Genomic DNA, 13,011 nt, shown 5'->3' with positions numbered 1-13,011 from the left:
CCAAGGGGCGGCCGGTACGGAGGCGGAGTGAACGACGTGGGTGAGAAACGGCGGGCCGCGGCGCGGCGCGGGGCGGTGCTGCTCGGCACGATGCTGGTCCTGCTCCTGTTCGGCGGAGCCGGTACGGCGTCGGCGCACGCGGCGCTGGCCGGCACCGACCCGGCCGACGGGAGCGTCGTCCAGACCGTCCCCGGCGAGGTCACCCTCAGATTCACCGAGTCGGTGGGGCTCCTGGACGACTCGATCCGCGTCCTCAGCCCCGAGAACAAGCGGGTGAAGACCGGCAAGGCGAGCCATGTGCCCGGCCGTTCGGACGCCGTACGCGTCACGATGCCGGACGACGCGGGCACGGGGACGTTCACCGTCGCCTGGCGTGTCGTCTCCGCCGACAGCCACCCCGTCTCCGGCGCCTTCACGTTCTCCATAGGCAAGCCGTCCCCGACGCTGGCGCCGCTCTCGGCGGGCCCGGTGGAGAACCCGACCACCAACAGCCTCTACACGCTGACCCGTTACGTCGCGTACGTCGCCGCCGCGCTGCTCATCGGGACGGCCGTCTTCATCGCCGTCTGCCGGCCGCCGGACACGCGCGCGCTGCGCCGTCCGCTGCGGGTGGGGGGCTGGACGCTCGCCGGGGCGACCGTCCTCCTCTTCTTCCTGCGCGGTCCCTACGAGACCGGGGCCGGGATCGCCGAGATCCTCGACCCGTCCTCGCTGTCCCGGACCGCGACCTCCCGTCCCGGGCTCGCGCTGCTGGCCCGGCTGCTGCTCCTCGGCGTCCTCGCGCTGCTCATGTGGCAGAAGTGGTGGTCCAAGCGGGCGACGCTCTTCGCCGGCGCCGTCACCATCCTCGGCCTCGCGCTGACCTGGGCCGCCGCCGAGCACGCCTCCGCGGGCATCCAGGTGCCGCTCGCGATGACCTCCACGGTGCTTCATCTCCTGTCCATGGCCGTATGGTTGGGGGGTCTCACCTCCCTGTTCTCCGTGCTGAACCGGAGTTCTGTTCCGGTGCCCGCGCGGGTGATCATTGCCTTCTCCCGTACCGCCGCGACCTGTGTGGTCGTCCTCGTGGTCACGGGTGTCTACCAGTCCTGGCGAGGTCTCGGCTCGCTCACCGCGCTCACCGAGTCCTCCTACGGACGCATCCTGCTCGCGAAGCTGGCGGCCGTTCTGGTGCTGCTGGCGGTCGGGGCGTGGTCACGCGGGGTCGTGAGGCGGTTGAAGTCGGCCGAGAGCGTCAGTGAGACGAGGGGAAGCGCGTTGAGCAGTGCGGTGAGTTCCGCGGTGCGGGAGCGGGTGGTGGAGACGGTGGGGTCCGGGGGTTCCGGGGGTGGGGTCGGTCTGATCGAGGCGGATACGGAGGTCGCCGGGGCGGGTACGGCGGAGGGGGCACTGGGGGCGGACGGGATATCGGGGTCGGGCGAGGTGTCGGCGTCGGTCGGGACGCTGGGGGCGCGTGAGGCGTCAGGGCCGGTCAGGACGTTGGAGCCGGGCGAGGCGTCGGGGGCGGTCGGGGCGCCGAGCGAGGCGTCCGGCTCGGAGTCCGGTGGGGCGTCGCAGGGTCCGAGGCCGCCGCAGTCGCCGCTCTCGCTCAAGTCCCGCCTCGACACGGAGGAGTTGACCCCGGCGGAGGACGCGCAACGCCGTGCGCTGCGGCGCTCGGTCCTCCTGGAGGTCGTCGTCTCGGTGATCGTCCTGGTCATCACGACCGTCCTCACGGGCACCCTGCCCGGCCGCGCGGAAGCGGAAGCGGCGACGTCGTCCAGCCAGGAGATCGGCGTCCTCACGACCTCGGTGACCCGCGTCCCCTTCGGCATCACCTCCCCCGGCGTCAAGGCCCAGGGCACCGTCCAGATCACCCTCGACCCCGGCCGCGTGGGCCCCAACTCCCTCGAAGCGGTCGTCTACGCGGCCGACGGCGGCTTCGCCACGGTCCCCGAACTCCGCGTCTCCTTCAGCCTGCCCAGCCAGGACATCGGCCCCCTCGAAGCGAAGCTCGTCAACCGGGGCGGCTACTGGGCCGCCGACGCCCTCAGCCTCCCGATCGCGGGTGACTGGACGATGCGGGTGACCGTACGCGTGTCGGACATCGACCAGGTGAGCGTGGAGGAGAAGGTCCGGATCGAGAGGTGAGGGAAGGACGGCGGCAGCCGGGGAACGACCTCCACTCCGGCTGCCGCCGCCTGACGCAGGGTTCGTGGGGTGGGGACGGTTGGGTTGCCGTGCGGCTCGGTCCGGCAGGGCCCGTGTCCCCGCCGCGCGGCGATTTCCGGGGCGACCCCGTCGTACGGTTCGGGCTTCTTGACGTACCGGTTCGGCGCGAGCCTTTCAAGCCGCCGTTCGGAACACCTGCTTGATGTGCCACTCGCGGTGGGGCGGGGCGATGGGGTGGGCGTCGGGGAGCCGGAGGGGCTGGTCGGCCAGGGCGGTGACCTGGGTGCGGGAAGCGGGAGTTGTGCCGGTGTAGAGGGGCGAGACCAGGATGTGGTGGGTGGGGGAGATGCCCAGGACGCCCTTGTCGAACAGCTTGTGGTGCAGGGCGCAGACGCACAGGGCGTTGTCCAACGTGTCGGGGCCCGCGTACGACCACCAGCGGACGTGAGCCGCCTCCAGGCCCACAGGGCGGGAGGCGAGGAGGCCGTCGTAGCCGCAGAAGGCGCATTGGTGGTCGTAGGCCCTGAGGACCAACTTCCTTATGCGGGGGTCTCGTTGCTGGCGTTTCATGAGGGAGTACGCGTACAACGGGTCCAGGTCCAGGCCCACCGCCTCGCACAACTCCGCGTGCAGGGAGGGTGGGAAGTGCTGCTCCAGGACCAACCGGGCCAGTTTCCAGAGGAGTTCGGGCTGGCGGCGTAGGTCGGAGCGGAGTTCGGGGGCCAGCCGGCCGGTCGCGCCGGATTCCCTCAGCTGCCGTACTCCGCTGCCGGGACTGCCGTCCCCGAGATCGGTGCGGACCTCCCACAGACCGTCGCTGGTGAGGTGATGGAAGGGGTACGAGGGCGAAGTCGGCCTGGTGGGACCGTACTCGGCGAGGAGCTGCTTCAACTCCCCTTCCACCGCCGTGTACTTGAGACCTTCCCCGGCATCCTGCTGGAACCGGCCCAGCGCGTACAGCAGGAGGAGCGGTTTATGCGGCGCCCGCACCCCGTGCCGCGTCCACTGCCGAAGATCCGCCACCCGTTCGAGCCAGTCCATGAGGGCGAGGCTATGACAGGGCGGGGTTGTGGCGGGGCGAGGCTGTGACGAGGTGGGGTTGTGACAGGGCGAGGCTGTGACAGGGCGAGGCTGTGACAGGGCGGGCCTGAGACCGCGCGGGGCCGAGGCCGAGCAAGGCCACCCCCACCCGGCAGCCCACCCCCACCCGCCACCCCCGACAGCACCGGCAACCCCGACCGCTCCCGCCGCCCCCCACGCCCCGCGAAGACGAACCACCGCAGCACCAGAAACCGCCCGATCCCGGCGAAGCCGGAGGCGCTGAGGTACACGGCCTGTTCCGCCACCACCCCCGGCGCCACCGTCACCGCATGCAGCCCCACCACCGCCCCGCTGGTCACGGCGTACGCCACAGCCGCCGACCCCGCCGACCGCCAGTGCTCCCGACCCCCCGCCCCCCGCCCCGTACCGAACGTGAACCGCGCGTGCAGCTCGGTGCACAGCACCGTCGACACGACGGTGACGACCGCGTTGGCGACCACCCACGGCATCGACATCGCGACCAGCGGCACAGCGAGGCTGGACAACACCCCGATGCCACCCCCGCAGAGCACGAAGCGGAGGAAGGAGGCGACGGGGCCGGTGACGGGTGCGGGGTTCCGTTCCACGACTGCGCTCCTCAGGCTCGTACGAAGGGCGAAGGGCGAAGGGCGAAGGGCGAAGGGCGAGAGCGAAGGACGTACCGAAGCCCACCCGGCCCCGGCCCCTCGCGCCGGCGCTACGCCGCAGCCCCCGCAGCAGCCGCCTCCGCCGCCCCCTCCCCAGCAGGCCGCACCCCGCCCGCACCCCGCCCCTTCGGGATGAACGTCGCGAGCAGGAAGGCGACGAGCGCCGCCCCCGCCCCGATCGCCATGACCACCTTGAACCCGCCCTCGGACGGCAGCGCCCGCCCCCCGAAGTCCGTCGTCATCTGCGCGAGGACGACCCCCGCGATGGCGCTGGCGAACGACGTCCCCAGCGACCGCATCAACGTGTTGAGGCTGTTCGCCGCCCCCGTCTGGGACGGGTCGACCGCGCCCATGATCAGCGCGGGCAGCGCGCCGTACGTGAAGCCGACACCGGCGCCGATGACGCAGGAGACGAGGACCAGGTGCCAGACCTCGGACATCAGCGCGATGTTGAGCGCGTACCCGCCGGACACGATCAGCGCGCCGATCATCAGCGTGACCTTGGGCCCCTTGGCCTTCGTGACCTTCGCGGACAGCGCGGACATCACCATCATCACGAAGCCCTGCGGCGCGAGCACCAGACCGACGGTCATCATCGACTCGCCGAGCCCGTACCCGGTCTGCTCGGGCAGTTGGAGCAGCTGCGGCAGGACCAGGGACATCGCGAACATCGAGAAACCGAGCGCGATCGAGGCGAGGTTGGTGAACAGGACCTGCGTCTTCGCGGTGGTCCGCAGGTCGACGAGCGGCTGCGCGGCCCGCAGCTCCCACCGGCCCCAGGCGAGCAGGACGACGACGGCGACGGCGCCCAGCGTCAGCGTCGTACCGGAGGTCCAGCCCCAGTCGGCGCCCTTCGACACGGCGAGCAGCAGCGAGACGAGCCCGGCGGACAGACCCAGCGAGCCGACGAGGTCGAACCGGCCCCCGGCGCGGTTCTTCGACTCCGGTACGACCGCCATGACCAGCAGGAACGAGACGACCCCCAGCGCGGCGGACGTCCAGAACAGGATGTGCCAGTCCCAGTTCTCCGCGATGAACGCGGCGATCGGCAGCCCGAGCGCCCCACCGACACCGAGCGAGGCGCTCATGACGGCGGTCGACCCCGCGAGCTTCTCGCCCGGAACGGTGTCCCGCAGGATGCTGATCCCGAGCGGTACGACGGCGGCGGACAGCCCTTGGAGGCCGCGCCCGATGATCATCGGTACGAGGGAGTCGGCGAGCGCGCAGACCACCGAGCCGCCGACCAGCAGGACGATGCTGACGAGCAGCATCCGGCGTTTGCCGAACATGTCCCCGAGCCGTCCGACGACCGGCGTCGCGACGGCGGCGGCCAGCAGCGTCGCGGTGACCGCCCACGCCGTGTCGGACGCGGGCGCGTCCAGCAACTTCGGCAGCTCCGGGACGATCGGGATGACCAGGGTCTGCATCAGTGAGACGACGATTCCGGCCAGCGCCAGCACCGCCACCACGGCGTTCGGCTGCGGCGGGGCGGTTCCCGCGGAGGCGGGTCGGGGGAGTGCGGTGGACATGGCGGGGCCTCCGGGGGCGGGGAAGGGGGGGAGAGGGCGTCCGGCAACAAGAGATTGCTTGACTTACGCAAGCATAAACAGGGTTGCTTGAGTCACGCAAGCTAATTCTTCGCGTACGGAACCGCCGGACCCGGCACGGAAAGGGGGGTGTTTCCGCCGCCGGGTCCGGCACTCGCGCCGCTCCCCGTCCCCACGGGACACGACACGCTCCGGAGCCGCGCTCCGCTGGGCGTAGCTCCGGGGTACTAGGACCTACGGGGTACGGGACGACGCCGTAGGTATTAGCCGCCAGTCAGACTACTTGCACTTTCAAGATCCCGTACGGCTGTGGAGGTACCCGGTTAATACCTGAGAGGGAGTCCCGCTGTGAACACCCGCACCGTCCAGCCGTGAACCCGTACCCCTTTTCGGCCATCTCTAGGAGGGGACCCCTGTCGTACGGGTACGACGCGGGTCGAGAGGGCCGAGAAGGAAGAGACGACACGTGCCGGTCATCGGTCAGCGGACGCACCTCGTGCTGCTCGCCGCCTGGACACTCCTGTGGTTCGCCGTCGTCGAACCGCACGGCGGGTTCTCCTGGCACTACCTGCGCACCGGCGGCGAACTGATCTACGGCGGCGCGGGCGGCGGCCTCAACCTCTACGCCCACCACCCCGAGCTCCAGATGGGCCCGGTCAGCTTCCTCGTCGCGGGCCTCTTCGACCCGTTCCCCGAACGGACGGGACAGTTCCTCGCCGCCGCGCTCATGTCGCTGCTCGGCCTCGCGATCCTCGTCCTCGTCGGCCGCAGCGCCGCCTGGCACCTCCTCGGCACCGGCACCAACCACCAGCGCCTGCGCCAGCGCGTCCTCGTCGCCGGGCTCGCGTTCATCCCGATGTGGATCGAGGTCTCGGTCCGGTTCGGGCACCTCGACGACGTACTCGCCCTCTTCTTCACGACCCTCGCCGTACGCTCCCTCACACGCGGCAACGCGGCGATGACCGGCGCGTTCCTCGCCCTCGCCCTCGACTCCAAACCCACGGCGCTGGCCTTCCTCCCCCTCCTCCTGGCCCTCCCGCGCCGCGACTGGCTCCGCGCGTTCCTCTGGTGCGCGGCCCTGGTCGCGGCGGCCTGGCTCCCCTTCTTCATCGGCGCGCCCCACTCGTACGCGGCGGCGCAGTTCACGATCCCCGTCCAGCCCGCGTCCCCTTTGCGCTGGCTGGGCGTAGGAGCCCCCGACACACCCCCGTGGGGCCGCCCCGCCCAAGCGGCCCTCGGCCTCACCCTCGGCTGCCTCGCCGTGGCCCGAGGCCGCTGGCCCGCCGTCGTCCTCCTCGGCGCGAACGCCCGCATAGCCCTCGACCCGAGCGTCTACACGTACTACACGGCATCGGTCCTCCTCGGCACCCTCCTCTGGGACACCATTGGCCAACGCCGCCTGATCCCCTGGTGGACCTGGATCGGCCTCCTCACCCTCTACGTACCGGTCCTGACGACCATGGACGACCCGACCCGGGGCCTGCTGCGGCTGGGGTTCGTGGTGGTGTCGACGGCGTACGTACTGTTCCGGCCGGTACGGGACCGGCGGCGCGGACGAGGAAAACCGGCACCGGACACGGCGGACGGAACGTTTCCCGGAGCGGGGTCAGTACGGGGGACGCCGGGAGGGTGGTGACCGGTGCCGCGCCAGAAGGCCCCAGGGGGTGTGCGCTTATTTGCCGCTCTCCGGGCCGTACCACTGGAGAGCCTGGCCGGTCACTGCCGCGATGCAGGCGAAGTCGTGGTCGCGGTGAAGGAGGGTGAGCCCTTGCGGCTCGGCCGTCGCGGCGACGACGAGATCCACCGCACCCGCACGGTGATGCTTTCCCTGTTTGGTGAGAGCTTCCTGGACCTGCCAGGCGCGGTCGTAGGCGCGGTCGTCGACGGGAACCCAGCCGAAGATCAGGCGCGTGTCCTCGATGCCGCGCGCCCGGTCGGTGGCCGATCGGGCGCTGTGGAAGAACTCGAGCTCGGTGATCGGGCAGGTGGCGATGGGCCCGGCGGCTGCCGCCTGGTCCCAGCCGTACTGCTCCGCGTCCTCGCGCATGAACCGGGCGAGCGCGCTGGTGTCGATCAGGCACTGGGCCGCGTTCACCGGCGGTAGTTCCCCTTGTCCTCGAACAGCTCCAGATCGAATGCGCCGTCCCCCGCCGCGGCCCGCAGCCGGGCGAGAGCCAGGGCGCGACGCCGGCTCTCCAGCACCTCGCGAAGAGCGGTGTTGACGGTCTCCTTCTTGGTGTTCGTCCCGAGGGCTTTCGCCACGTCCGCGACCAGGTCGTCGTCCAGGTCGACAACCGTCCGACTCATGTGCGCCTCCTGATATCAAATGTGTGGCTATGTATATCTCGCCGCCGAGTCCTACGCGGGCATCACGCCATGGATGCGGGAGAGAGTGAAGACGCGTTCCGCTTCGCGCAGGTGACACCAGGCGTCGAGGTAGGGCGGGTCGAGTTCCAGGTCGCTGAGGGTGCGTACGGTCCGGTTGCCCGACGTGGCGATGTACTCCACCGTGATGGCCGCACCGGTGTCGATGGCATGGGCGACCTGGCGGACGTCGCTGTACGACAGGTGCTTCGCGTATCCGGCGACGATCTCCTCGGTGTCCGTCGTGAACGGCACCCCACTGCCGAACGGGTCGGGCTCCGGTGCGGTGGGCGGGGCCTTGAGCAGCCGGTCGGCCAGGACGTCCAGCTCGGCGTCGCCGGGCATGTCCGAGGTACGGGTCGCGGTGGTCCGGGGCCCGCCCCGCCCGGCGTTCCTTCGCGGGGGCGGGACGGCGGCGGCCCTCTGCGGCAGGCGCTTTTCGATGCGTACCGTTCCCCTGGCGGTCTCGGCGACCGGGGCGTAGCCCGCGGCACGGAGCGCGGCGAGAGTCGTCGCGGGTGGGCTGCCGCTGACCAGGACCGTCGGGGCGAGCTGCCGCAGGGCGAGCTTGGACAGTGCGCGGTGGGCGGCGAGTTCGGCCAGGAGCGCGGGTTCGTCGCCGTGGATCACACAGGCCGCGGGGGCGATGCGCACCCGTCCGTGACCGCGTGCGGTGTCGGCGATGAGATAGGTCAGCGGCTGCGGCAGGGCCGTGGTGGAGCCGGCGACCAGGTCGGCTGTGATGTCGTCCGGAGTGCGTCCGGCGTCCAGTGCCCGGCGGATACTGCCGGCACTGAAGCGCCACACCGATGCCGTGCCACTGGTCTCCCGGTCGGCCATCGAATCCAGCAGCGCCGCGAGTCGCGCGGACGGGGTGCCGGTGACGACGGCGGTGAGGTCGGCGCCGATCCGGGCGGTCGTGGTCGCGGGGGGCAGCAGCCGCCGGGCCGTGCTGTCGAGATCTTCGTCGGCGTGAGCCGCCAGGTGCGCACCGAGCGGGGACAGCGCACCCCGTGCCAGCACGCCCAGCAGTTCGCCTTCGCGGATCACGGTGCTGAACGGTGCCGTGTCCCGGGGCGAGGCGTCGTCGGCGAGCGGACGGTGCCAGGCCACGAGCGGCCCCAGCTCCGAAGCGACCTTCACACCCTGTCCTGCCGGGAGCCCCGCCGCCGCGGTGAGCAGCCCGTGGCGGGCCTGCAGACAGCCGTCGCAGCCAGGCGCACCGGCGAGCGCGGGAAGCGCCTTGTCGTCCTCGTCGCGCGCCCGCGTGGGGGTGAGCGCCAGATCCCGCCACGCCCGGAGCAGCACGGTGAATCGATCTGCGGGCTCCTGCTCGGCCCAGACGTCGTACGCCTCGGTGGGAGCTACGCGATCGCCGTCGGGGGCCAGCAGTCCGGTGGCGTACGCGGTCTCCAGAGTGATGCGTAGGACGGCGTCGTCCGCCTGGGCGGCCTTGCCGAGCCGGGCCAGTTCACGCGCGCCGATCCCGCCCGACTTCAGCCGGGTCGGTGGGGTGGTCGCACATGCCGAAAGGACGGAGGCGGCATGGGCCGCGAACGTGGTGGCGGCCACCGCGGCCTCCCGTTCCACCTCCGAGGAGGTGATGGGCACCAACTGTGTGATGGGCGGCAGAGGTTCGAACGGAGCGTGCCAATCGGGGCCCCGGAGGGCCAAGGCCACCTCGACCGGCATCCGGACGGGCCCGTACCGGTGACGGTCCTCGAACAGAAGCCCGCGGTCGAGTGCCCATCGGGCGCCTGGTCGGAGGTCGCTGCCAGGAGCCCCGAACACGACGAACAGCGACTGACGCGGCGTGGACCCGGCGCTCTGCTCAAGCAACTTCCGTGTGGCCGCAGGTGCCCCCGCCACCAACGCGGCGACCCGTTCCGCGTCACTGTGGTGCTCCACCAGCGCCGCGAGCCGCTGCTGCTTGGTGCCGGGTGGCTTGACACCCAGGACCGCCAACATGCCGCGCAGTTCCTCCGAGGTGGTGCCGGCCAGCAGCTCTTCCAGCGGAGCGTCAAGTCCCAGGGGCGTGCTCCACGCCTGCCGCAGGGGCGTAGGCATACGGAGTGCTCCGCTGCCGTCGCGCCACACGAGCGCCCGGTCCGACAGCGCCTCCAGGGTCGCGTCCAGCGCGCGCGCCGCCGCGGGGGACGTCGCGTCGAGCAACTCCGCGAGGCTGTCCCGGGTCGCTCGGTCCCCCAGGGCGGCCAGCGCCTCGGCGGCCTGCAAGCACGGCAGCGTGAGGTGCGGCAGGACGAGCGCCACGGACCCCGGACGCTGGAGACGGTCCGCCAGTTCCCCCACCGAGCGCGGTTCCGGAGAGGAGGCCGCGTCCTTCCGCATGGCGAGTACGCGTGCCAGGCGGGAACCGTCGAGTTCGCTCAGCCAAGTCGCAAGCGTCGATCGGGACTTCATAAGGCCAAGGATGGCGCAGTTCCGGAATGGGAGCACGTAAATGCGACTAAAACTGCGACCACACACGTCGAAGGGCCCCACCGCGAACGGTAGGGCCCTTCGACATCGTGCCCGGTGAGGCACTGGCGGAGGATACGAGATTCGAACTCGTGAGGGGTTGCCCCCAACACGCTTTCCAAGCGTGCGCCCTAGGCCACTAGGCGAATCCTCCGGTCGGAACATTACATGACGTCGGAGGGTGGTTGCGAACCCGTTCGGGGGAGGGGGAGAGGGGGGAAGGAGGGGGTGGGGGATCGGGTAGGCTGGGGTCAGCCCCTCACGCGGCGCTATCTGACTGAACTCCCCCAGGGCCGGAAGGCAGCAAGGGTAGGTCGGCTCTGGCGGGTGCGTGGGGGGTCTTCGCGTTGGCGTACGGCCCGTTCCGGCCGGCGTACGGCCCCCTCCGCGAGCGGTCGTCCCCACCACGCGGCCCGGTTTGTCAGTGGGCGCCTATAACCTCGTAGGCGTGTCGTCTCTCGCGCTGTACCGCCGTTATCGCCCGGAGTCGTTCGCCGAGGTCATCGGGCAGGAGCATGTGACAGACCCGTTGCAGCAGGCGCTGCGCAACAACCGGGTCAATCACGCGTACCTGTTCAGTGGTCCCCGCGGCTGCGGGAAGACGACGAGCGCGCGGATCCTGGCGCGGTGCCTCAACTGCGAGCAGGGGCCCACGCCCACGCCGTGCGGGGAGTGCGAGTCGTGCAAGGACCTCGCGCGCAACGGCCCGGGCTCGATCGACGTCATCGAGATCGACGCGGCGTCGCACGGAGGCGTGGACGACGCCCGTGACCTGCGCGAGAAGGCGTTCTTCGGCCCCGCGCGCAGCCGCTACAAGATCTACATCATCGACGAGGCCCACATGGTCACGTCGGCGGGGTTCAACGCGCTGCTGAAGGTCGTCGAGGAGCCCCCGGAGCACCTCAAGTTCATCTTCGCGACGACGGAGCCCGAGAAGGTCATCGGCACGATCCGCTCGCGCACGCACCACTACCCCTTCCGCCTCGTCCCGCCGAGCACGCTGCGCGACTACCTCGGGCAGGTGTGCCAAAAGGAGGACATCCCGGTCGAGGACGGCGTCCTGCCGCTCGTCGTGCGCGCGGGCGCGGGCTCCGTACGTGACTCGATGTCCGTCATGGACCAGCTCCTCGCGGGCGCGACGGCCGAGGGAGTGACGTACGGCATGGCGACGTCCCTCCTGGGGTACACGGACGGCTCGCTGCTCGACTCGGTCGTCGAGTCCTTCGCCACGGGCGATGGCGCGGCGGCCTTCGAGGTCGTCGACCACGTCATCGAGGGCGGCAACGACCCGCGCCGCTTCGTCGCCGACCTCCTGGAGCGCCTGCGCGACCTCGTCATCCTCGCGGCCGTGCCGGACGCGGCGGAGAAGGGCCTCATCGACGCCCCCGCCGACGTCGTCGAACGCATGCAGGCGCAGGCCGGCGTCTTCGGCGCGGCCGAGCTCAGCCGCGCGGCCGACCTGGTCAACGAGGGCTTGACGGAGATGCGCGGCGCGACGTCCCCGCGCCTCCAGCTGGAACTGATCTGCGCGCGCGTACTCCTGCCCGCCGCGTACAGCGACGAGCGCTCCCTGCTGGCCCGCCTGGACCGCATCGAACGCGGCACAAGCTTCGTGACGGGCGCGCCGCCCGCCGGAATGCCGACCGGCTACGAGCCGACGTCCGACGCCCACATGCCGGCCGCCCAGGGCGGCGGCGCGGCGGCGGCGAGGGCGGCGGTACGGGGAGGAGCACCAACGGGTACGCCGCAACAGACGCCGCCCGCGTACGCCGCTCCCACGCAACCCCAGCCCCCGGCCGCGTACGCCCCTCCCGCCCAGGCCCCCGCCACGCAGCCCCAGCCTCCGGCCGCCCACGCCGCTCCCGCCCAGGCCCCGGCCGGGTACGCCGCACCCGCCCAGGCCCAGCCCCCCGCCGCGTACACCCCTCCCGCCGAACCCCCCACCACCGCACCCCCCGAGCAAGCCGCCCCCGGCGCCTGGCCCACCCCCGCACCCCCCGGCGCGGGCCGCAAACCCGGTGGCTGGCCCACGGCCGCGAACCCCGGCAGCGCAGCCCGCCCCACACAGGCACCGGCCCCCGCGCACACCCCGGCAGCGGCACACCCTGGCGCCCAGGGCCCCGGCTACACCCCCCCTACCGGCGGCCTCGACCCCCGCATGCTCTGGCCCAACATCCTCGAAGCCGTCAAGAACCGCCGCCGCTTCGCCTGGATCCTCCTCAGCCAGAACGCCCAGGTCACGGGCTTCGACGGCACGACCCTGCAACTCGGCTTCGTCAACGCGGGCGCGCGCGACAAGTTCACGAGCAGCGGCAGCGAGGAGGCGCTGAAGCAGGCGCTGGCGGAACAGTTCAACGCGCAGTGGAAGATCGACGCGGTGGTCGACGCGAGCGCAGGCGCCGGCGCCCCCCCGCAGGGTTACGCGCCGCAGCCCGCCCCGACGTACCAGCCCCCGCCCCCGCAGCAGAGCCACCAGCCCCCACCGCCCCCGGCACAACAGACACCCCCCACCCCCCAACCCTCGGCGCCCACGCCCCCACCCCCGGTCCACGACGTCGTCGCCCCCGAGGACGACGTCCCGGAGGACGACGACCCGGACCTGAACGAGTCGGCCCTGTCGGGCCACGAACTGATCGTGCGGGAACTGGGAGCGACGGTGGTGGAGGAGTTCACGAACGAGTAGGGGGACAACTCGGCAGCGGGGGAGCTCCCTCAGCTCCCCCAGCTCCCTCCGCTCCTTCAAC

At 71.7% G+C, this 13,011-nt stretch carries 9 protein-coding genes, 1 tRNA gene and 1 other RNA gene; 4 read left to right on the top strand and 7 right to left on the bottom strand.

Going from position 1 to position 13,011, the window contains the following annotated elements; translation table 11 throughout:
- Positions 1-27 precede the first annotated feature (27 nt).
- Positions 28-2,130 carry a copper resistance CopC/CopD family protein gene (locus ACQCO7_RS20575; RefSeq protein ID WP_464073234.1) on the top strand — a complete coding sequence of 701 codons (2,103 nt, stop codon included), beginning with the start codon at positions 28-30 and terminating at the stop codon, positions 2,128-2,130.
- Positions 2,131-2,325: 195 nt separating this feature from the next.
- Here ACQCO7_RS20575 and ACQCO7_RS20570 read toward each other — a convergent pair whose 3' ends face one another.
- The 3 genes from ACQCO7_RS20570 to ACQCO7_RS20560 form a co-directional block, all read right to left on the bottom strand.
- On the bottom strand, positions 2,326-3,141 hold the full coding sequence (locus ACQCO7_RS20570; RefSeq protein WP_464077250.1) for a phosphorothioated DNA-binding restriction endonuclease: 816 nt from the start codon (positions 3,139-3,141) through the stop codon (positions 2,326-2,328).
- Positions 3,039-3,818, bottom strand: coding sequence for a GtrA domain-containing protein (locus ACQCO7_RS20565; RefSeq protein ID WP_464073233.1), 780 nt, complete (start codon positions 3,816-3,818; stop codon positions 3,039-3,041). The genes ACQCO7_RS20570 and ACQCO7_RS20565 overlap by 103 nt, the downstream gene beginning before the upstream one ends.
- A 110-nt stretch (positions 3,819-3,928) precedes the next feature.
- Positions 3,929-5,407, bottom strand: a complete 1,479-nt coding sequence (locus ACQCO7_RS20560; protein ID WP_464073232.1) for an MFS transporter — start codon at positions 5,405-5,407, stop codon at positions 3,929-3,931.
- A 484-nt stretch (positions 5,408-5,891) separates the two neighbouring features.
- On the opposite strand from ACQCO7_RS20560, the gene ACQCO7_RS20555 reads away from it, so the two are divergent.
- Positions 5,892-7,061 (top strand): hypothetical protein, encoded by a 1,170-nt coding sequence (locus tag ACQCO7_RS20555; protein WP_464073231.1) that lies wholly within the window; start codon positions 5,892-5,894, stop codon positions 7,059-7,061.
- Positions 7,062-7,097: 36 nt separating this feature from the next.
- Here ACQCO7_RS20555 and ACQCO7_RS20550 read toward each other — a convergent pair whose 3' ends face one another.
- The 4 genes from ACQCO7_RS20550 to ACQCO7_RS20535 form a co-directional block, all read right to left on the bottom strand.
- Positions 7,098-7,520 carry a PIN domain-containing protein gene (locus tag ACQCO7_RS20550; RefSeq protein WP_464073230.1) on the bottom strand — a complete coding sequence of 141 codons (423 nt, stop codon included), beginning with the start codon at positions 7,518-7,520 and terminating at the stop codon, positions 7,098-7,100.
- Entirely contained in the window at positions 7,517-7,732 is a 216-nt protein-coding gene (locus ACQCO7_RS20545; protein WP_464073229.1) for a type II toxin-antitoxin system VapB family antitoxin, read from the bottom strand. The genes ACQCO7_RS20550 and ACQCO7_RS20545 overlap by 4 nt, the downstream gene beginning before the upstream one ends.
- A gap of 51 nt (positions 7,733-7,783) precedes the next feature.
- Positions 7,784-10,210: a helicase-associated domain-containing protein gene (locus ACQCO7_RS20540; protein WP_464073228.1), complete on the bottom strand. Its 2,427-nt coding sequence runs from the start codon at positions 10,208-10,210 to the stop codon at positions 7,784-7,786.
- A gap of 123 nt (positions 10,211-10,333) precedes the next feature.
- Positions 10,334-10,421 (bottom strand) — tRNA-Ser (locus ACQCO7_RS20535).
- A 96-nt stretch (positions 10,422-10,517) separates the two neighbouring features.
- Between ACQCO7_RS20535 and ffs the strand changes: the two genes are divergently transcribed.
- Both ffs and ACQCO7_RS20525 read left to right on the top strand, forming a co-directional pair.
- Positions 10,518-10,614, top strand: an RNA gene (gene ffs / locus ACQCO7_RS20530) — signal recognition particle sRNA small type.
- A 101-nt stretch (positions 10,615-10,715) separates the two neighbouring features.
- Positions 10,716-12,950, top strand: a complete 2,235-nt coding sequence (locus ACQCO7_RS20525; RefSeq protein ID WP_464073227.1) for a DNA polymerase III subunit gamma and tau — start codon at positions 10,716-10,718, stop codon at positions 12,948-12,950.
- Positions 12,951-13,011 lie beyond the last annotated feature (61 nt).

The sequence above is a fragment of the Streptomyces saintjeani genome (assembly GCF_055409605.1).
The sequence above is the reverse complement of the archived record's forward strand: the minus strand, read 5'-3'. Positions and strand labels throughout refer to the sequence as shown.